General features: G+C 40.1%; 22 protein-coding genes and 1 pseudogene. 18 read left to right on the forward strand and 5 right to left on the reverse strand.

Annotated features, from left to right (window positions below):
* Positions 1-583 precede the first annotated feature (583 nt).
* The 5 genes from ELQ35_RS01865 to ELQ35_RS01880 all read left to right on the forward strand — a co-directional run bounded on the left by ELQ35_RS01865 (position 584) and on the right by ELQ35_RS01880 (position 3,235).
* A complete protein-coding gene (locus ELQ35_RS01865; RefSeq protein WP_126863170.1) occupies positions 584-958 on the forward strand; it encodes an antitoxin VbhA family protein in 375 nt (124 codons plus the stop codon).
* Position 959: 1 nt separating this feature from the next.
* Positions 960-1,334: a hypothetical protein gene (locus tag ELQ35_RS01870; RefSeq protein ID WP_126863171.1), complete on the forward strand. Its 375-nt coding sequence runs from the start codon at positions 960-962 to the stop codon at positions 1,332-1,334.
* A gap of 12 nt (positions 1,335-1,346) precedes the next feature.
* Positions 1,347-1,595, forward strand: a complete 249-nt coding sequence (locus tag ELQ35_RS01875; protein ID WP_126863172.1) for a hypothetical protein — start codon at positions 1,347-1,349, stop codon at positions 1,593-1,595.
* Positions 1,596-1,924: 329 nt separating this feature from the next.
* Positions 1,925-2,098, forward strand: a complete 174-nt coding sequence (locus tag ELQ35_RS22465) for a hypothetical protein (protein WP_185861622.1) — start codon at positions 1,925-1,927, stop codon at positions 2,096-2,098.
* Between the two features lie 333 nt (positions 2,099-2,431).
* The gene (locus ELQ35_RS01880; RefSeq protein WP_126863173.1) at positions 2,432-3,235 is read left to right on the forward strand and encodes a hypothetical protein; all 804 of its coding nucleotides are present in this window, start codon (positions 2,432-2,434) and stop codon (positions 3,233-3,235) included.
* A gap of 19 nt (positions 3,236-3,254) precedes the next feature.
* Here ELQ35_RS01880 and ELQ35_RS01885 read toward each other — a convergent pair whose 3' ends face one another.
* From ELQ35_RS01885 to ELQ35_RS22795, 4 genes are all read right to left on the reverse strand, one after another.
* A complete protein-coding gene (locus ELQ35_RS01885; protein ID WP_185861623.1) occupies positions 3,255-3,713 on the reverse strand; it encodes a hypothetical protein in 459 nt (152 codons plus the stop codon).
* A 124-nt stretch (positions 3,714-3,837) separates the two neighbouring features.
* Complete coding sequence (locus ELQ35_RS22785) at positions 3,838-4,272, reverse strand: tyrosine-type recombinase/integrase (protein WP_221884944.1); 435 nt, start codon at positions 4,270-4,272, stop codon at positions 3,838-3,840.
* A complete protein-coding gene (locus tag ELQ35_RS23640; RefSeq protein WP_370873514.1) occupies positions 4,260-4,568 on the reverse strand; it encodes a site-specific integrase in 309 nt (102 codons plus the stop codon). Before ELQ35_RS23640 ends, ELQ35_RS22785 begins: the two co-directional genes overlap by 13 nt.
* 62 nt (positions 4,569-4,630) lie before the next feature.
* The gene (locus ELQ35_RS22795; RefSeq protein WP_221884946.1) at positions 4,631-4,894 is read right to left on the reverse strand and encodes a hypothetical protein; all 264 of its coding nucleotides are present in this window, start codon (positions 4,892-4,894) and stop codon (positions 4,631-4,633) included.
* A 355-nt stretch (positions 4,895-5,249) separates the two neighbouring features.
* Here ELQ35_RS22795 and ELQ35_RS01895 point away from each other — a divergent pair, with 355 nt between their 5' ends.
* Entirely contained in the window at positions 5,250-5,888 is a 639-nt protein-coding gene (locus tag ELQ35_RS01895) for a Mu transposase domain-containing protein (RefSeq protein ID WP_221884947.1), read from the forward strand.
* 25 nt (positions 5,889-5,913) lie between these two features.
* Positions 5,914-6,618, forward strand: a pseudogene (gene istB / locus ELQ35_RS01900) (IS21-like element helper ATPase IstB).
* Between the two features lie 352 nt (positions 6,619-6,970).
* On the opposite strand, the gene ELQ35_RS01905 reads toward istB, so the two are convergent.
* Positions 6,971-8,143, reverse strand: coding sequence for a M24 family metallopeptidase (locus tag ELQ35_RS01905; protein WP_185861624.1), 1,173 nt, complete (start codon positions 8,141-8,143; stop codon positions 6,971-6,973).
* A gap of 310 nt (positions 8,144-8,453) precedes the next feature.
* Here ELQ35_RS01905 and ELQ35_RS01910 point away from each other — a divergent pair, with 310 nt between their 5' ends.
* The 11 genes from ELQ35_RS01910 to ELQ35_RS01955 all read left to right on the forward strand — a co-directional run bounded on the left by ELQ35_RS01910 (position 8,454) and on the right by ELQ35_RS01955 (position 20,824).
* Positions 8,454-9,485: a LacI family DNA-binding transcriptional regulator gene (locus ELQ35_RS01910; RefSeq protein WP_126863175.1), complete on the forward strand. Its 1,032-nt coding sequence runs from the start codon at positions 8,454-8,456 to the stop codon at positions 9,483-9,485.
* A gap of 16 nt (positions 9,486-9,501) precedes the next feature.
* Positions 9,502-10,986 (forward strand): sugar ABC transporter ATP-binding protein, encoded by a 1,485-nt coding sequence (locus ELQ35_RS01915; protein ID WP_126863176.1) that lies wholly within the window; start codon positions 9,502-9,504, stop codon positions 10,984-10,986.
* A 12-nt stretch (positions 10,987-10,998) separates the two neighbouring features.
* Positions 10,999-11,991 (forward strand): ABC transporter permease, encoded by a 993-nt coding sequence (locus ELQ35_RS01920; RefSeq protein ID WP_185861625.1) that lies wholly within the window; start codon positions 10,999-11,001, stop codon positions 11,989-11,991.
* A gap of 98 nt (positions 11,992-12,089) precedes the next feature.
* A complete protein-coding gene (locus ELQ35_RS01925; RefSeq protein ID WP_126863178.1) occupies positions 12,090-13,181 on the forward strand; it encodes a substrate-binding domain-containing protein in 1,092 nt (363 codons plus the stop codon).
* A 41-nt stretch (positions 13,182-13,222) separates the two neighbouring features.
* The gene (locus ELQ35_RS01930) at positions 13,223-14,713 is read left to right on the forward strand and encodes an aldehyde dehydrogenase family protein (RefSeq protein ID WP_126863179.1); all 1,491 of its coding nucleotides are present in this window, start codon (positions 13,223-13,225) and stop codon (positions 14,711-14,713) included.
* A 46-nt stretch (positions 14,714-14,759) separates the two neighbouring features.
* Positions 14,760-15,974, forward strand: coding sequence for an iron-containing alcohol dehydrogenase (locus ELQ35_RS01935; protein WP_185861626.1), 1,215 nt, complete (start codon positions 14,760-14,762; stop codon positions 15,972-15,974).
* A gap of 83 nt (positions 15,975-16,057) precedes the next feature.
* The gene (gene iolB / locus ELQ35_RS01940; RefSeq protein WP_126863181.1) at positions 16,058-16,870 is read left to right on the forward strand and encodes a 5-deoxy-glucuronate isomerase; all 813 of its coding nucleotides are present in this window, start codon (positions 16,058-16,060) and stop codon (positions 16,868-16,870) included.
* Between the two features lie 78 nt (positions 16,871-16,948).
* Positions 16,949-18,451: a UxaA family hydrolase gene (locus ELQ35_RS01945; RefSeq protein ID WP_126863182.1), complete on the forward strand. Its 1,503-nt coding sequence runs from the start codon at positions 16,949-16,951 to the stop codon at positions 18,449-18,451.
* Positions 18,452-18,481: 30 nt separating this feature from the next.
* The gene (locus tag ELQ35_RS01950; RefSeq protein WP_126863183.1) at positions 18,482-19,957 is read left to right on the forward strand and encodes a tagaturonate reductase; all 1,476 of its coding nucleotides are present in this window, start codon (positions 18,482-18,484) and stop codon (positions 19,955-19,957) included.
* A 2-nt stretch (positions 19,958-19,959) separates the two neighbouring features.
* Positions 19,960-20,091, forward strand: a complete 132-nt coding sequence (locus ELQ35_RS23365; RefSeq protein WP_281278090.1) for a hypothetical protein — start codon at positions 19,960-19,962, stop codon at positions 20,089-20,091.
* A complete protein-coding gene (locus tag ELQ35_RS01955; RefSeq protein ID WP_246025935.1) occupies positions 20,039-20,824 on the forward strand; it encodes a bifunctional 4-hydroxy-2-oxoglutarate aldolase/2-dehydro-3-deoxy-phosphogluconate aldolase in 786 nt (261 codons plus the stop codon). Before ELQ35_RS23365 ends, ELQ35_RS01955 begins: the two co-directional genes overlap by 53 nt.
* Positions 20,825-20,911: the final 87 nt, after the last annotated feature.

The following is a 20,911-nucleotide window of genomic DNA, read 5'->3' on the forward strand; positions in this document are numbered from 1 at the left end:
CAGAAAGGTTCCCTCCTACTCGACCCACCCGAATTTTCTTGTTTCACAACTCTTTGTTCCACGCGATCACTTTCCAGTGGGGGATTGAAGGAGTTTTAATGCTTTACTCTCAGATCTAAAATTCAAAACATGATAAAGGCTATGCAAGGGTTTTTGACTGCATAGCTTTTAATATTCCAGAAACTTAATTTCTGCATCTATCCTGAAGTATTTTGTTGTTTGGGTGCGCCTGTCATCACCCGAAGTATAGGAAGATTAATTGGGTTCGGTGCCAGTCACCATCCGGATAATCCTTATTTTACAGAAATGTTCCACAGGTGGTGGGGATGGACCTAAATCTCAAATATGATGAAGAAAAGTCTTTGTGGTAGTCAAAGGGTAAGAAGGGGAAGGGTAAAATCACCGATTAAAGAAGAAGAGAAAAAACAATTATAAAATGGACTTTAAAGTCATAGGGTTATCCAAGTGTTTATAAATGTAATAACATTAGTAATGTTTATAAATCCGTAACATCTTACGCATTATATGGTGTATAATATAAGTAAGGAAAATATATAATGATAAGGTGGATAAAGAAAGGAAAGTGAGTGATTTACAAATGGAAAAGCCATTGTTTACGGCTGATCAGTTAATTTCAGCTTCTGTTGCTGCAAAAAGTTTTGGTTCCCTAAGAAAAAAGTCAAAGAAGGTACCTCAATTTATTACGGAGAATGGCGTAGTAGGGGAAGTTCTTTTGGATTATAAATACTATGAAGAACTATATGGCCGGCTTCGAAAGTTAGAGGAATTAGAGGAAAAGCGAAAATCCTGGGAGTATGCCCTTGAATTAAACCAAATAGACGGAGCGTATGAACCAAGTCCTTTATTATCCGATATGATGGAAAAAGAAATTCATGGTGATCTTTCTTCAGACGAGATTGTGGAAAAATTAAAGCAAGCATACAAGCAAACGGAATAACATGAAAGATCCATATGTGTACAAGGGGACTAATATTTTAGTCAACACGTTAAATATAAAAGAGTATAATCACTTAGAATTTGTTGAGAAAGAAATCACCACCGTACGGTTAAAGGATATAGCAAGCGGACTGTTGACTGAAGGGTTCTATGATGTAGATCATTACAAGCAATTTCACCACTATATTTTTAGAGATATTTATCCTTGGGCGGGGAAATTCCGTACCATTAATATCGTTAAGAATGAGGCAGCATTAAATGGGTATCCTCTAGAATTTATGGACTATGAATCGGTACGTGCTCACTTAATTTGGATCTTTTCTCTGATGAATGAATACCAATGGGAATCCTTTAATGTGGTTGAACAAACTCATTAATTAGCTCGTATCATGTCAGAAGTTTGGAGAACACATGCTTTTCGAGAAGGAAACTCACGAACGACAATAACCTTTTTAAGTGAGTTTGCCCACTACAAAGGAATTCCACTTGATACTTCTTTATTTGTTAAACATGCTGGTTATATGCGCAAGGCATTAGTAGCATCCGTCTTTGAAGATGAAGGCTTGGAAAAGAAAAGGAATTATCAATATCTTGAAAAAATCCTAAAGGATGCTATTTTGCAAGGCGAGGGAACGTAATTATATAGATATTTCTAAGCCAAAATATAGGGTGCCTTTCACAACTCTTTGTTCCACGCGATCACTTTCCAGGCGGGGGATTGAAGGAGTTTTAATGCTTTACTCTCAGATCTAAAAATTCAAAACATGATAAATAGGCTATGCAAGGGTTTTTGACTGCATAGCTTTTAAAATTCCAGGAACTAAATTTTGGGTGCCTGTCACAACCCGAAATTTGTCGAAAGATTGATAGAGGCAGAGAGGCATTTAATTGGCTTCTTCGCTGTTTAAAATGATTCACCCTTGCCCATACTGATTTCTAAACTAGTAGAATCGGTGGGTGTTCCAGTATGGAAATAGAAGTTCAAGATATTGAAAGCGTGTTTCATATTACAGAACCGTGGTATATCGAGGAAGTGATATTGGACTATTATACGGGGGCAATGGAAGTAAAGGGTCAGAAATACTGTGAAGAAGTGAGGGGGAGAGTGGATCAAGGAGATCAAGTTGGGACGGTGGAATAATACAGGTTTCATTCAATAATGTAGGTTTTTAGTATGTTGTGTTGAAGGGGGTTTTTTTAATAATGCCTGTCAAGTAACCATAGGCAGCAAGTACTACCCACTTTCTTAGCGTTATCGGTATGCTATAATCTCCTCGAAGTTCAGGGTCAGTCCAGTCTCCCACTCACAATAGATAGCCTTAAACGCTTGATTGTTGTTGTTAGCATTTCATGATGTAGTACGGCATCTGACTGGATACGTTTTGTTAACTTTCATACTGTAAAATAGTTTTATATGCCTTTGGTTTTCAGACATGCTAATCATCTCATATCTTTAAATAGAGGTGATGGCAGGATGCTTGAAAAAACGGTTTTGGTAAGTTTGAATGATATTGAGGCCTATTATATTGATGAAATTATAAATGAAGATCGAGCAAAAAGGATGATTCATGCTTTCCGCAAATCAGAAATGATTCATTTTGTTTTGGAACAAACGATCTCTGGAAAGTATATACTTGTCAATGGATTTAGTGCGTTTTCAGCATTTCGAAAAGTCCATCCGGAAATAACTGTATTGGCATATCTTAAGCCGGAAACTTCGGAAAAGGAGAGGCTCATTCATATTTTGAGTGTAACCTTTCCTCTTGAAAGAACTTCTTGGGTATTTAAGAACGAACATGTAATGAGGTTAATCTATGACCACAATATGGAGATTGCCGAAGTTGCAAGGATGACAAATCAGACACAGAATAAGATTAAGGAATGTATTGCAGACATTCGCATTCCATTGCATATCCGGCAAGTGATGGTTATGAGGGAAGCAAGAACCGTAGTGAATAAGATTTGTTCATCAACGGTTATTCCTGAGAATCTTAAACCACTTTTTTATGAATATGCTGTTCTCCGAAAAGGAAATAAATACCGGTTGTCAACTCTTGATTTTAGCTATCTCATTGACTTTTTTAACTTAGTAAGTTTGCCTTCATATCTAAAAGAATTCAATCCAACTTCAAGACAATTCTTCAGCAAGCTACTGGCCAATTACTTTTATTTAGCAAACCACTATCAACAGCTCATCATAAATCCCGATCGATTTACTCTCCCATTTCGAGTCTCAGTGCCTGTCACCACCCGAAATTTGTCGAAAATTGTAGAATGATAGATTGATTTTGAGATTTTTATTGCCCATAAAAGGGAGGTATCCATTTTAAAAATACAGGTATGACCAGATGGCGTCCTGGACTGAAAGGGCTGGCCTGGCAGGCATCTACTGCCTTGAAGAAAGCAGACAGTTCCCGACTGCTAAATATGTGTGGCACATAGCGTATCTGCTTTTTCGGTATATTGGAGGGTATGACATACGCATCAACGCCAATGCTGTTCATATATTTTGCCAGCTGTCTTACAGGTGTAGTTCTACGCAAAAGCCCATTTGGGTGTTCATTTTCTCTTAATGAAGCCCAGCCCATGGCAATGTCAGATGTTAATGTATGTTCATTAGGGAAGTGTTTTATGCAATACTCATTAAACATGCGTAGGATTCTTCCTGAGCTGACATAAGGATATCCAAGGGATTGCTTCTGTTCAACCAGACCTTCCATATAGACCTTGAAGTTACCATAATAGGGATACTTCATAACAGTTCCTCCTTTGTAACTTCAATTCCCTGTAAGGTGAGGGCACACGCCTTCAGATGTTTTTCGTCTGTTGAAAGATATACCTTGCTGGAAGACATGGAGCCATGTCCCAATGTATTGGATATCACAGAGCGATATTTCCTGTGACAGCATTTCTTGCAGCCACAGTATGGCGGAAAATATGGAATCCTTTCCGTTGATGGCCTGACTGCCGGATGTCCGCCTTTTTCATGATGCTACAACTGATGGCATAACAGTTGGAACGAGACAATTTGGTGTATGGTGACTGACATCTCAGAAAAACATAGGGAAGGCTGCTTTGAGGTCTTGCATTTAATATATAGTCAGACAGTGCATTACCGACATCTGTAAGAATAGGTAACATTAAGGGCCTTCCATTTTTCTGTTGTACAATGGCGATTGTCTTATTCCGCCAGTCAATGCTGGATAATTCCAAATTTGTAATGTCAATGCTTCTAAGGCCTGTACGCATTGCCAAAAGCACCATGGCATAGTTACGCTTTTCTATACAGGTAGAACGGTCGATTAACTTAAGCAAACGGTTCTCTTCGTCCTTTGAAATAGTTGGTACAACTGCGGTTTTTCTGGAACCACTGTCAGAAAGGGACGAAGTGCAGATAGCACTGTTCGCATACTGGTGCTTTGATAGGACCTTGCTATATAAGGAATAAACTTTCGAACATCATCGAGCCGGAGATCAGATATATTTTTATTAAGCTCTGCCTGTACATATTTTAAAAACTGCCTCGCAAGTGTCTCATAGCACCTGCGTGTACCGTTACCTTTCCCAGAACGGATGAGTGCTTCCGCATATTCGGCATGCAACTGCTTCATTCCGGCAGAAAGGGGGCTATTGGCATCCGCACAATGGGATTTCCAGCTGTAACTAGCAGTTTCTAGTACTTCAAGAAGAATCTGTACAGAAAGGCGTCTGAGCTTATAACGCCAGTTCTTAGTCCTTTGTCCAGACCATCCTTTGATTCTTGCACAAAACGATTTGCCAATTCTTCGGAAAAGTATAATTGCCCGTTTGATTCAAAAAAATGAATCAGTTCATCCCATGCCAGTCCATACTGATAGACTGTAGATGCACTATGTTGGATAGGCTTTATTGCTTCCTGAGCTCGGGTAACCAACTCTTTCGGTAAAATTTCTTTCATCGTATTTCGCCTCCATAATTAAATTAGGGAAAATCCCAAATTAATTATGGAAGTGTCAAAATAATTTGGCAACAATTATTCCGAATATTCAACTGTCTTAACGTGATAAATAGGATAAAGCAGTTAAATATTCGGGATAACAAAAACTTCGGAATAATCTTTCTTATCAATAATTCTGGATAAGAAAGACAAACCCAATGTAGAAGGCGCCGTCGGCGTCATTTCAACGTGGATCATTGCGTCTCTCTGAAACCAGCAATTCTTTTCGTTACGGGAATTAAATGAGGCCAAGAAGCTGACCGAATTTAATCAGAAAGATTTTCAAAAGAAAAGCGGAAGCAGGCATACTGCATTTTTGGAGGAAGAGAAGTTTGCGCTCCTTCCCCTGCCTGCTTCCGTTTACGAGTTAGCTACCTGGAAAAAAGCAACCGTACAATATGATTATCACATATCCGTTGATAAGATGTACTATTCCGTTCCCTACGAATACATCAAACACCAAATCGATGTACGCGTGACACGAACAATCATCGAAGTGTTTTTCAAAAGCTTCCGTATTGCTTCCCACATGCGGCTTCACGGAAAAGAAGGTCAATTTTCCACCCTTCCGGAGCACATGCCGGCCCATCATAAAATGTACGTGGACTTTAATCGTGATTATTTCTTAGAGTGGGCTGAGGGCGTTGGTCTTCATACCTTGATGATGATGAAAGGGATTTTAGCGTCGTATAAAGTGGAGAAACAGGCGCTTAAATCTTGTCTGGCGCTTACCAAGTTAGCGGATCAATACTCGGTGGAACGGTTGGAATCATCTTGTGAGCGAGCGCTGGAGTATTCGCCAAGGCCTAATGTGAATAGCGTTAAAACCATCTTGAAAACAGGACAGGATAAATTACAAACAGCTGCTTCAAATCCAGCGGCTAAAAGTGAAACTCAAGTGAACACACACAGCTTTATTAGAGGCGCAGCTTATTACGGGAGGAAAGAAAAATGACCAAAGAAAGCACACATTACATGAAATGCGCTTAAATTCGATGGCGGAACAGTATAATGACCAACTCCTCAACTCGAAATACAATGAATTAACGTTCGAAGATCGATTTAGTCTACTGGTCTATGTGGAATGGGCCCGAAAAAACAACAAACTCGACCGGCTCATAAGGAATGCAAATCTTCGTTACACGCATGCCTGCATCGAAGATATTGAATACCATGCGGACCGTCGGTTGGATAAGGTGCAGATCCTTCGACTAGCATCCGGAAACTATATTCAGGAAGAGCATAACCTTATCATCAAAGGCGCTTCAGGCAACGGGAAATCCTATCTTGCCTGCGCCTTCGGCGTAGCTGCATGTCGCCAATTCTATCACGTCAAATACGTTCGCCTGCCAGACTTACTTGATGAATTAGCGGTCGCCCGAGGCGATGGTACCTATCAGAAGGTGATGAAATCCTACAAAAAAGCGAATCTTCTCATCATAGACTAGTGGCTTCTTACCTCATTGAGAGAAAATGAAGCACGTGATGTATTGGAAATCGTCGAGGCGCGTCATCAAGTTGCCTCCACCATTTTCTGTTCACAGTTTGATACGCAAGGCTGGTATGAAAAAATTGGCGAAGCTACATTAGCAGACGCCATATTAGATCGGATTATTCATGACTCCTACAATCTTCTGATTGATGGGGAAATGTCCATGAGAGAACGGCATGGAATCAAAGAATAAGCTTACCTAGAGCCACTACCTTACGGTAGTGGCTCTGAAATCTGTCCGAAGTGGCTCAAAAATTTGTCTCAAGTGGCCCTTTTGGATTGCTGTATTCAAAGAAAAAGCAGACAAGTACTTTTGAAGGGTACTTGCTGCTTCTTAGTCATTTTTTTCGAATTAGAAATAGATTTTATTTTTTTTGATTGATTGGCAGATGGAAACCTATTCATGAAAGAATGGATTGCTCACCAATGTCAAAAATAACTATTGTATGCGGATAGATTCATATTCATGAGCGGATGGTCGGACGAATCCAACAATGTTATGTAGTTACCAAATGAAACTCCACAATTTGATTGAATTGAAAAACTTATTTAAAGTTAGATTCGTATTTAGCTCTCATTCCTCTGAGATCGTTCACTGGCTCTGCACCGTTCTCAGTAATAATTACGGTTGGTTCAACGCGAACACCGCCAAATGGGAATCCATGAAGGTCGAATTTAATTCCAAAACACATATTCGGTTCGAAAACGAAATCGCTGTTAGGTCCTAAGTCAGGGGTTTCTACTACTTCTAGACCAACTCCATGTCCAATTGCTCTCATTCCTTTTGTATATGGAAGAAAGTAGTCAGCTAAACCAGCGTTTTCACAAATGCGAAGTGTTTCTTGGAACAACTGTTTACCTGTTATACCTGGTTTAATAAATTCCACCATACGTTGATTTGTATCATAGGCAAAATTCATTATTCTGATCTGTTCTTCAGTGACACCTTCCATAGCAACCGTAATACCAGTATCTGAACAGTAGCCATCAACCATAGGATTAAAGTCGAACCAAACATAATCTCCGTGTTCAATATTACGCTCCATAGGTCTCCATGTTGGTAGATTCGTATGGTCTGGACCGGAAACTACTAGATATGCGGATCCAATTTCTCCTCCATGGGAACGTGTTACATACTCACCGATTGCTGATAGTTCGATCTCTGTTTTTCCAATTTGCAGTTGTTCAAGCGCAGCTAGAATACTGTCATCAGCTAATTTTCCTGCCTTACGGATTAAATCTAATTCAGCTTTACTCTTATATAGTCGTTCCTGTACTACAATCTGACCAGCATCAATAATGTTAATTCCATCTTTTACAAACGCTTTCTCCATATCACGGTATAAAGAAATCGGGAATAATTCTTCACCAACAACACCAACTGTTTTGACTTCATAAGTAAGCTCGCTCACATACTTCGGTAAAAGCGCTTCCATTTCATAGATGCTGTTAACATTCTTGATCCAAGAGAAACGCTTGGCTGCAAAACGGTTTAAGTTTCCTAAGAATGCTTGAATTTCACCTTCTAATGGAATGAAAAGGGCATGTGCGGATTCTTCAATACAGTTTATGGTACGGAAATTTGTATAATAGAATGAATAGCCTGGGTGGTACTCATCACTATAAACAAAGAGGGCGTCAATACCTGCCTTCTTCATTTGCTCTCTCGTACGTGCTAATCTTCTTTCAAATTCTGTAGCTAGTACTCCAACTGTCATCACTAATTCCTCCATTCATTTTGTCGATTCAAACTGAATATTGCATTTTATAAAAGTTGAATTCCACTCATGTGAGCGTTCACAATTCAACCTTATGTGATGTACCAGGATAAAGTCAAGCTAATCTCTGAAAATTTGTGAAAAACAAAACCTTTAAAAAACATGTATTGACACTCCACAAGGTTTAGTGTTAATTTAATTCCATACCCACTATGTGAGCGTTCACAAAAAATCGATAGACTGTGATACGAAACAATGAGGTTAATTAGTTTACTTTTATGAGAGCGCTCACAAAAAAGGAATTGACACTATGGAAAAAAAATTAACGATTAATGATATTGCAGAGATGGCGGGTGTTTCTCGTCAAACGATTTCTAGGGTTTTAAACAATAAGCCGGAGGTGAACGCAGTTACCCGGAACCATGTTCTACGTATTATAGAGAAACATGGTTTTCAACCCAGCCTTCAAGCAAGGAGCATGGTAACAAGACAAACGAATATGGTCGCTGTTTTGTTGCCTGATATTGCAAATCCGTTCTTCGGAGAAATAGTACGCGGCATTGAGCGGACACTTCGAGCAAATAAGCTGAATGTTTTCCTTATGACGTCAGAAGAGGATGTTGGATTAGAAAACTCATTCATTCAACTATCTCAAAACTACAATGTGGATGGAATGATTCTTTGCAGTCCGAGACTCGATGAAGCAAACCTGAGGAGGATGATTCCCAAGATATCACCGGTAGTACTTTTGAACCGTGATGTTGACACAGATGGCGCTGCTTGCGTCGTTGTTGATGCAAATTATGGAGGCTACGCTGCAACCAAGTATTTGATTGAACAGGGGCATACTAAAATTGGAATCATTGCCGGTCCTCCGCGTGCTTACAGTAGTATGCAGAGATTAGAAGGTTATAAGAAGGCTCTGCAGGAATTTAATATTCCACTAGAAACTGATTTAATCATGCAGGTAGAGGCTGATAACAAAGGTGTCCATCAAATTGCAGAGCAGCTGATCAAGAAACAAGTAACTGCCATTACAACCTATAACGATTTGGCGGCCGCACATGTAATCCAGGCATGTACCGATTTAAAGTTAAGCGTTCCGGATGACATATCCGTGATCGGTTTTGATGGCATCGAGATTTCGCAGTTTATGAACCCCTCCTTAACTACCATGTCTTTACCGCTATTTGAGATGGGCCAGACAATCGCAAATATTTTAATCAAGATGATTAAAGGAAATGAAGCATTCGATAAGATCACGACGGTATATCCGATCTTAAAGGAAGGAAGGTCTACAACATCCTTTAAGGCTCTTGGAAAAAACCTTAGAGGAAAGTAAATAAGGGAGGATTAATATGACGGACTCTCACGAAGTACTTTTAGAGATGCGTAGTATAGGAAAAAACTTTCCAGGCGTGAAGGCACTCAGTAATGTTGACTTTTCAATTCGTAAAGGCGAAATAATCGCTCTTTGTGGGGAAAATGGTGCTGGTAAATCGACGATGATGAAGATTTTATCAGGTATTTATAAGCCGGATGCGGGAGAAATTGTCTTTCAAGGCGAAGCTGTCCACATCACTAAACCAGATGTAGCTCAAAAACTTGGCATCGCGATCATTCACCAGGAGTTAAGTTTAGTCCCTGAATTAACCGTCGCGGAAAATATTTTTATTGGAGATTATCCTCAAAAGTTTCTTGGTGTAGTCGATTGGCGAAAGATGAGAAAGAACGCTCAAGCTGTTTTGGAAGATATGGGTTTCAAAATGGATGTAGACCAGCGCGTAGGAGATCTTGGAATAGCTAAACAACAAATCGTGGAGATAGCCAAGGCCCTTCATAAGAAGGCTAAAGTGGTAATCCTGGATGAACCAACGGCACCACTTGCCAATCAGGATGTTGATCGACTCATTGATTTAGTGCTTAAATTGCGTAGTGAAGGCCTGGGAATTGTATACATATCACATCGACTTCCGGAAGTTTTTCAAATTTCAGACCGGGTAACGGTTCTCAAGGATGGTCAGCTTGTCTCTACTTGTGATACTAAAGACTTGGATCGAGATCGATTAATTAAGTTAATGGTTGGCCGAGAGGTTTCAAACATGCGCTTAGGTTCAGTGGATAACCATGAAACTAAAGTTTTGTCCGTAAGAGGCTTGAGTACTTCAAGTTTACTAGAAGATATCAATTTTGATTTATATAAAGGTGAGGTTTTAGGAATAGCCGGACTGGTTGGAAGCGGCAGGACAGAATTAGTCAGAGCGATTTTTGGAGCAGATCCATGTACCGCAGAAATGGAGCTTAACGGCAAGCCTTTATCTGTAAAAACTCCTCGGGATGCAATCAATCAAGGAATCGCGCTATTGCCTGAGGACCGTAAAGAACAGGCCCTGGTTCTAGGGATGTCAGCATTAGAAAACATCACAATTTCTGGTCTAAATAATTTCTCTAAATTCGGAATTTTCAACAAAAGGAAGGAAGAAGAAGATGGGAGGGAGTTAGTCAAAAAGCTTCAGGTACGTGTAAGCGGTTTATCTCAGGAAACTCGCACACTTAGCGGAGGAAATCAACAAAAGTTAATCATCGCTCGTTGGTTATATAATAGAGCAAAAGTTCTAATATTCGATGAACCAACACGAGGTATTGATGTAGGTGCCAAAGCTGAAATCTACAATCTGATCAATCAGTTTGTAAAGGAGGGAGGTTCTGTAATCGTTATTTCCTCTGAACTCCCTGAAGTCTTAATGTGTGACAGATTGTTAGTCATGGCCAGAGGAAAAATAGTAAACGAGATACCACATGAAGAATTTTCTGAGGAAAAAGTAATTCAATATATGTTTTAAGGGGTGAATGGGTTGAAAGTTAATCAAGAAACAACACTTAGTACGCCAAGTTTTAGTTTTCAGCATTCCATTTTAAAATTTATTACTAAAAGTTACTTGCTTATATTTCTTTGTTTACTGGTGATTGTTTGCTCGTTTATTTCGGATAAGTTTTTAACCTTTAATAATTTGAGTAATATTCTTCTCCAAAACTCTGTTATTTCAATCATAGCTTTAGGGCAGTTAATGGTTGTAATAACAGGTGGAATCGATCTTTCAGTCGGATCAATAGCCGCTCTTGCCAGTGTTCTATCCGCATCGTTATTAGGTATGGGAGTCGATCCGATTGTATCTATTATTTTAGTTATGCTTCTGATGGCAATTGCAGGCTTAGGAAACGGTCTGGCTGTAACATATGGAAAAATAACCCCTTTCGTTGTTACCTTAGCAACATTAACGATCTATAGGGGATTGGCTTATATTTTCCAGGTAGGTTCTCTAGTTACGATAGAAGACCGTACATTCCTATCTATTTTAGCGGGTAAGACCATCATTGGTGGAGTTTATACTCCAGTAATTATTCTACTCATTACACTAGGTATTTTCATCTTTATCTTACGAATGACTACATTTGGTAGAAGACTTTACGCTATTGGCGGAAATTCTGAAGCTGCAAGGTTGGCTGGTGCCCCAATTAATCGCGATATCATTACAGCGTACGCAATAAGTGGAGCTTTAGCTGGGCTTGGTGGATTGATAATGACAGCTCGTTTAAGTACCGGAAGTGCCTTATATGCCCAGGGATATGAACTTGATGTTATCGCTGCGGTGGTAGTGGGTGGGGCATCATTAATGGGTGGAAAAGGTTTTGCTCTAAACGCTGTTCTTGGCGCTTTCTTAATCGGAATTATCCGTAATATTCTGAACTTGACAGGAGTTGCTTCATATCCGCAAATGGTAATCCAGGGATTGATCATTCTTGTTGCTGTTCTTCTAACCACTCTAGCAGCTCGGAAAAAAGCTTGACTTTAAATTCTAACCTAAGTGTTCCTATCTTTTTCCCTTATAAAAGAAGCTGGGGAAATTGATTTAAATAAAAAAATCCTAAAGTTGGGGGAGAATTTATGAAAGGTAAAAAAGGCAAAGTTTTGAAGGTCGCCTCTCTATTTCTATCTTGTTTAGTCATTTTATTAACGGGGTGTACTCCTGCAAATGAAACTTCAACAAAACAACAAACAACCTCAAAGAACTCACAAACGGAAACAACCCCAGCAAAAGCGGAACCAGCAAAGAAAAAAAATGGAGAAAAAATTGTAATCGGCTTTTCACAAAGGAGAGTCGCCGGCAGTGATTGGTATACCAACCTAATTAAAGGTGCCGAAGAGGAAGCAAAGAGACGTGATGTCGAGCTTACAGTTTTAGATGCCCAGGGTGATGTAGCAAAACAAGTATCCGGAGTTGAGGATTTAATTGCTCAAAATGTTGATGCGGTAATCATGAACCCACAAGATCCATCAGGTGTTATCCCGGCAACTACTAGATTAAATCAAAACGATATCCCATTGATTGCCGTTAACAGCAACCTTGATGCAAAAGCAAACGCTGTTTCGTTTGTATCTGATGATCCAAGAGATACCGGTTATAAAACCGGATGGGAATTGGCTAAAGCTGCTTCTGAAAAATATGGTGATAAAGTTATTAAAGCGGCCATGGTCAGTGGATATCCGAAAGAATTGGTATCGCAATACCGCCGTAACGGTATGATATCAGGCTGGACGGATTTCATGTTAGAGAAATATGGAAAGTCAAATTTAAACTTAGTTGCAGAACGTTTCGGAGCTTGGGTTCCAGATAAAGCTCTTCCAGAGATGCAAGATATCGGAACCGCTCATCCTGATTTAAAAGTTGTATTTTGTATGAGTGATACCATGTTACCAGGAATATATACCGGACTGAAAAATACAGGTCTTAATGAGAAAGTTCTTATCGGATCTATTGATGGTACAAAAGACGCAATACGCAGAATTTTGGAAGAACCTAAGTCCGGTCTAGTTGTCACAGTCAGCAATGATCCAAGAGTACAGGGCGCTGATGCTGTCAAAATGGCAATTGATGTTGTACAAGGAAAACAAGTTCCTTCAACTCATTATATTGAAAATCCAGTTATCACAAGTAAGAATGCAAAAGATATGTATGATCCAAATTCCTCTTACTAAAAAACTAAACCTTCATTTTGAGGGAGATAAAGGGTGATAGTATGACAACAAAACAATTAGTCAAAAGTTATCAACTATTTATTAATGGAGAATGGTCTGATTCCGCAAATGGCGAAACATTCGTTAGAAGAAATCCGGCAAATGGAGAAGTTGTCGCAGAACTGGCAAAAGCTGGGGTTGAAGATGCGAAGTTGGCAATTGCAGCAGCACGCCAGGCATTCGACAAAGGCGAATGGCCGAAGATGTCTGGCAGAGATCGCTCTGAACTTCTATATCGCGCCTATTTAAAAATAGTAGAAAAAACAGACGAAATCGCTGAACTATTAAGTAAAGAAATGGGTAAACCATTATCTGAAGCAAAAGGGGAGGTTGGTGCCGCTGCAAATATATTAAACTACTATGCAGGATTAAGCAGATCTATTTATGGGCAGACATCGAACCAAGTTCAAGACGGCCTTCTTGGTCTGACACTGCGGATTCCGGTCGGTGTTGTTGGGATTATTACACCATGGAATTTCCCATTAGGCACTCTTATGCAGAAGTTGCCTGCTGCACTAGCTGCGGGATGTACAGTTATTATTAAACCTGCAAGTGCCACACCTATTACGACTGTGGAGTTCGCCAAAATCTTTGAAGAGGTTGGCTTTCCTAAAGGAGTGGTGAATGTCATCACTGGACCAGGCGGAGCAGCAGGTCAAGAGCTTGCAACCAATCCGGATGTAGACAAAATCGCGTTTACCGGTTCTACTGAAATCGGGCAGGAACTAATGAAATTGTCTTCAGATACTTTGAAAAAGCTATCAATGGAATTAGGGGGAAAGTCTCCTAATATCGTATTTGCAGATGCTGATATAGAAGATGCTCTAGATGGCGCATTGTTCGGCAGTTTCTTTAATCAAGGGGAGGTATGTACCTCTGGATCACGGTTATTAGTCCAAGATGAAATCTACGATGAGTTTGTAGAAAGATTAGTTGCCAGAGCTAGCTCAATAAAAGTCGGTGATCCTTTGGATGCTGATACTGAAATGGGAGCGCTTATTACAGAATCCCATTTAAACACCGTCCTTGGTTATGTCGAAAAAGGAGTTTCAGAAGGCGCTAAGCTGCTTACTGGTGGTAATCGCTTGACTGGTGGTATCTATAATCAAGGATTCTACATGGAACCAACCATTTTTGGTGATGTCTCACCTGACATGATAATTTCACGAGAAGAAATCTTTGGTCCAGTATTGTCAGTCATTCGCTTTAAGGACTTTGATGAGGCGATGGAAATTGCAAATGATACAATCTTCGGGCTTGCTGGAGCTGTTTGGACAAAGGATATCGATAAAGCGTTACGTGCAGCTCAAACAATTAAAGCCGGGACACTATGGGTGAATCATTATATGGAAGCTCACTCTGAATTACCATTTGGTGGCTTCAAGCAGAGCGGTTTCGGAAAAGAGCTTGGAACACTTGGGTTAGATGGATTCTCTGAAGTAAAGACCGTACAAATTCATGTTGGCAAAAGAAATAATTTCTATAAATGGTAATCTAAAAAAACTATTAAAAACCAAACTTATTAAGGAGAGGATCATTATGTTAGAAAATTCTCAATTTCTTTGTTCTACTAAAATCGTTTTTGGTAAGGATGCATCACTGCAAGCTGGAGAAGTGTTAGCTGAAAGGAATTATAAGAAAACCATGATCGTTACAGATAAGGGAATTGTAAAAGCTGGATTATTAAATGGAATCATTGAGTCCATCACAAGCAATGGCATTGAGTATATTATTTTTGATGAAGTTCCACCAAACCCACCTTCTGCAACGGTTGTAAAAGGGATAGAGGTTTTCCGTTCAAATGGCTGTGACTCTTTTGTTGCCGTGGGCGGCGGCAGCGCAATGGATGCTTGTAAAACGATTAGTATGATGACCGTCAATGAAGGGGATATAAACGAATATGATAACGGCGGTAAAACGTTTACGAAAAAAGGGCCAGATGTCATTACAATCCCTACAACTTCAGGTACAGGAAGTGAAGTTACTCAATGGGCTGTAATTACAGACGAAAGGAAGAATTGGAAATCCAGTATAGGCAGTCCTTTACAGGCTCCAGCGGTTGCGCTGGTTGATCCGATGCTTACACTGGGATTGCCACCTGCCATTACTGCGGCCACTGGTATCGACGCACTTACCCATGCAATCGAGGCATATACAACAAAAGCGGCTTTAAATGGGGCAGCGCCTATTGCTGACATACTTAATCTTGAAGCGGTACGTTTAATCAGTGCTAATCTTCGTGAAGCATACGCACGCGGGGAAAATTATGAAGCAAGAGAGAAAGTAATGTTGGGAAGTACGATTGCGGGAATTGGATTCCCACAGGTTGGGTTAGGCAATGCCCATGCACTAGCACATCCGCTGGGCGGGCACTATGATGTTCCTCATGGTGTAGCAAATGCCATTTTATTGCCTTATGTAATGAAGTTCAATTTAATCGCTTGCCCAGGCCGTTTTGCAGATATAGCTCTTGCGATGGGTGAAAATATCGAAGGACTGTCTCCAATGGAAGCTGCAGAGAAAGCTGTTGTAGCGGTGCAGAAATTGGTGGAGGACACAAATATCCCTACGCTTAACACGTTCAATATTAAGGATTCCGATTGGAGTATCTTAGCAGAGGATGCATTAAAGGATAAGAATAGTGAAACGAATCCGAGACAAACAAGCTATCAAGATCTTCTCAACCTGTTTCATGAGGCCAATAATGCTGGGGTTTCTGAAGAGAAGAAGAATCCTATCGCTCAAACTGTGTAATAGCGCTAACGCGATTTGGATCATTTATTCGAACGTAGTACATCTTGCTATCAAATAGCATAAGCGGAAGGAGAACTCGTTGAATGGAACGTTTTTATAAAGCTAAGGAAAACGAAGGCTATCAAGAAATATTCCAGGAGGATAGTCCGCTTTTAAAATATTTAGCCTTTGGAAAAATATCTTTAAAAGCAGGTCAAGAATACAGTAGTCAAACGAACGATTTTGAAACAGCCCTTGTTCTATTAAAGGGTACTGCCGTATTATCTTGCGAAGGTCAGACATGGGAGCAGTTAGGCGGAAGAGAGAATGTATTCAGCGGCAAGGCCACAACTGCCTATCTTCCTTGTCAATCACAGTACAAGATCAAGGCAGAAACGGATTTGGATGTGGCAGTATGTAAAGTGAAGGCAGATCAAAAATTCGAGCCTTTTGTAGTCAAACCAGAAGAAGTCATTATCCATCAGCGTGGAAAAAACAATTGGAAACGCGAAGTGCACGACATTATCGCTGATAATGCAAATGGCAGAGTCCAACGGATGATCTTAGGGGAAACCTTTAATCATGCAGGTGAATGGTCGAGTTATCCACCTCATAAGCATGATGGCGAGCATTATCCTGAAGAGCTAAATTTGGAGGAAATCTATCATTATCAAGCGAACCCTGAGCAAGGGTTTGGTGTACAGCTTCATTACACAAAAGATGGTTCCATTGATGACGCTTATATTATTCGCAATGGCGACAGTTTTGCGATCGATAAGGGTTATCACCCCGTAAATGCCGCGGGAGGCTACCAGATTTATTATTTATGGTTCATGGCTGGAGAGGAAGGAAGAACGTTGAAACCATTTGATGACCCAGATCATAAATGGGTTCATTCTCTAAATTTAAATATGTAAGGAAATTAGACAATAGACATAGTAGACTTATCCGGCTATGTCTATTGTTTGTCTAAATTCTATTGAAAGGGTGTAATCATGAAAGATAAAGATTCTTATCTACTCATTCATCCAGATGATTCTGTGTGTGTTGCTTTAAGGGATTTATCTGCGGGAGAACAGATTATCATCAATGGTAACAATATTAACCTGAAAACGGATGTTTCTTTTGGTCATAAAATTGCCATTAAAAACATCCGGATCACGGAAAATATTATGAAGTTCGGATACCCCATTGGTTCAGCCAAGTCAGATATTCATGAAGGCGAATGGGTTCATACGCATAATGTTCAAACGAATTTAGCCGGGACACTGGAATACCAGTATAATCAACGATCGAATAACGATGTAAAGGTGAAAACCTCTGATCGCACCTTTCGGGGATATATAAGAAATAATGGCGATGTAGGCATTCGTAATGAAATTTGGATTATCAACACGGTAGGCTGTATTAACAAAACAGCTGAGCTTCTTGCGAAAATGGGCATGGAAAACCATAAAGAACGGGAAATAGACGGAGTGTTTCATTATCCTCATCCGTTCGGCTGTTCCCAGCTAGGAGATGACCTGATCAATACGCAAAGAATATTAGCAAATCTTGTGAATCATCCGAACGCTGCGGGAATTCTCGTATTGGGTTTGGGATGTGAGAACAATTATGTGGAGCTATTCAAACAGTCCATTGGAGAATATGAAAACAAACGGGTTAAATTTCTAGAAGTTCAAAAAGTGGACGATGAATTAGAAGAAGGACTTACTCTTATTAGTGAATTGGTCGATTATGCTGAAGGATTTAAACGACAGCCGGTTCCGGTTTCTAAGCTAAAGGTCGGCCTAAAGTGCGGAGGGTCAGACGGTTTTTCTGGAATAACCGGTAATCCGCTTGTAGGAGCCTTTTCTGATCTGTTAGTCGATCAAGGTGGTACGACGATCATGACTGAAGTTCCTGAGATGTTTGGGGCAGAAACAATACTCATGGACCGATCAACGACTAAAGAGGTATTTTCGAAAACAGTCGATTTGGTCAATGACTTCAAGGAATATTTCATCCGGTATGACCAGGTCGTTTACGAGAACCCATCGCCAGGAAACAAAGCAGGTGGAATTACAACATTAGAGGAAAAATCTCTAGGTTGTGTTCAAAAAGGTGGATTTAGTGAAGTGGTAGATGTTTTACCTTATGGAGAGCGGGTTACAAAAACGGGATTAAACCTTGTGGAGGGACCCGGAAATGATCTGGTGTCTGTTACTGCTTTAGCAGCATCCGGTGCACACATCGTTTTGTTTACTACAGGGAGAGGAACTCCTTTTGGCGGTCCGGTTCCAACCGTAAAGATTTCAACTAATACTGCGCTATTTGAGAAAAAGAAAAATTGGATTGACTATAATGCGGGGCAGTTGATCGAGGGAATGGATATGGACACTCTGAAGCATGATTTTTTTGAATACATTATTAATGTAGCTTCTGGTGAAACTCAAACCAACAATGAACAGTTTGGGTTTAAAGAAATTGCCATCTTTAAGGATGGTGTCATTCTCTAAGTTAAAAAACTCGGGGGAGAGTGGATTAGCATGAAGAGGCTAAGTAAACAATGGTTTACTGAACATAAACACATGGATCAATTACCAGAACGTATCATTCAGTTTGGGGAAGGGAACTTCTTGCGCGGGTTTGTTGACTGGATGGTTCACCAAATGAACAAACAGGGGTTGTTTAATGGAAGAATAGTCGCCATTCAACCAACTCCACATGGGAAAGTGGTTCCTAAATTGAATGCACAAGACGGTCTGTATACGGTAGCACTCAGAGGAATGGAAAACGGGGAAATAATCGATGAGGTAGAAGTAGTATCTTCTATTAGTAGAGGGATCAATCCTTATAATGATTGGCAGGAAGTATTAAAGGTTGCGGAAAATAAGGATATCCGTTTTGTTTTTTCCAATACCACAGAAGCAGGATTAAGCTATTCGGCAGAGGAATACAAAACAGAAGTTTCTCCGCTTTCCTTTCCTGGCAAATTAACTGCATTTCTGTACCATCGCTACAAGGTGATGAATGGTGCACCAGATGCAGGAATGAAGATTTTTCCTTGTGAGTTGCTGGAGGATAATGGTTCCTTATTAAGAGCAATAGTTCTAAAAATAGCTGACGATTGGAAGCTTCCGAAATTATTTACTGAATGGGTTCAAGAGAGTAATCAATTTTGCAATACACTTGTCGACCGCATCGTTACGGGCTATCCAAAAGATCATATTGATGAATACAGAACTAGATTAGGTTATGAAGACGAATTGATTACGGTTGGGGAACCATATCATCTATTTGCCATCGAAGCTGATGAGGAAACGGCAAATACCATTCCTTTTCATAAAGCTGGTTTGAATGTTTTCTGGTCAGATGTGAGGCCGTTCCGCGATATTAAGGTGAGGATATTAAATGGCGCTCATACTATGATGTTTGCAGCAGGATATCTCTCTGGCAAAAAGACGGTACACGAGGTAATGGAGGATCAACTCTTGCGGGAATATGTCCATCGTGGGATTTATACGGAAATCCTTCCTGTAATTAAGATAAACGAGACTCAATCAAAGGCGTTTGCAGACTCGGTCATCGAACGTTTTTCCAACCCATTTAATCAACACTTTCTCAGTGATATAGGATTAAATGCCACGTTTAAATATAAGAGCAGACTTCTTCCTACATTGGAGGATAGGATTCTTCAAGAAAAAAAGCTGCCTGAAATTGTAACCTTCTCCCTTGCGGCTCTTATTGCATATTACCAACCAGAACGAATGCAGGGAAGCAGCCAGATAATACGGGACCAACCAGAAGTTATTGAGTTATTTATGAAAAGCTGGAGTGACCTCAACAATGGAAATGAATCTATAGAGAATTTGGTGAAAACGATCTTAGCGAATCAATCAATATGGGGAACGGATTTAAATGAGATACCAGATTTACCTGAAACTGTTTGTCATAATCTTTCTGCCATTGTGAAATCAGGAATGGAAAATGCCATAGCTATGTCAATAGAAAAGGAGGATTAGATATGGATGTCGTAACATTCGGGGAAACGATGGTATTTTTCGTACCTACAAAGGTCGCGCCGCTCCGGTTTACAAATCAATTTGAAACAAACGATCGATGGCGCGGAAGCAAACGTAGCAATCGCTTTATCTAGATTAGGCCATCAGGTAAGCTGGATGAGCCGCCTGGGCAACGATGAATTTGGATTATTTGTACGTAACTTCATCCGCGGGGCAGGTGTAGATACCTCCCATGTGAAATTTGATGAATATAATCAGACTGCGGTCTTATTTAAAGAAAGTCAAGCTTTGCAAGAGGGAGGGGTTACAGCCCTTGAAGTAACTGTTGATACACCAGGTGCATTTAGTTCAATTAATAGACTATCCAATCTATTAGAAGACCGCGCAATAATTGGTGCCGGAACTGTTCTAGATAGTGAGTCCGCGAGATTAGCCATTGACAGTGGTGCTGAATTTATTTTGAGTCCGAGTCTTAATGAAGATGTAATCCGAACAGCATTGAGATACGGGAAAATTGCGATTCCAGGAGTGATGACTCCGACAGAAATGATCACCGCCATTGAATGGGGAGCTGATCTTGTCAAAGTGTTTCCTGCTACGGGATTAGGTGTCCAATATATTAAAGATGTAAAAGTTCCGTTTTCGCATATTCAAATAATCCCTACCGGTGGGATTGATTTGGATAATGCAGCTTCGTTTATTGAAGCGGGTGCTACTGCTGTTGGAGTAGGAGGAAACCTTGTAGAACGTAAAGCAATTGAAGTCTCGGATTTTGAAAGGATTACACGAAAAGCTCAAGAATATATTTCAATTATTCGCAATGCCCGCTCATATGAAGGGATTCCAGTGGAGAGAAGTAATAATTAAAAAGAAAGTAGGGCTATTAATTTTTATAGGACTTCCCATGTAGAGAAAAATTTAAATGAATTTTGTAGAGTAGATTGCCTTATATAG

The organism is Peribacillus cavernae (assembly GCF_003989135.1).
In the GTDB taxonomy this organism is placed as follows: Bacteria; Bacillota; Bacilli; order Bacillales; family DSM-1321; genus Peribacillus; species Peribacillus cavernae.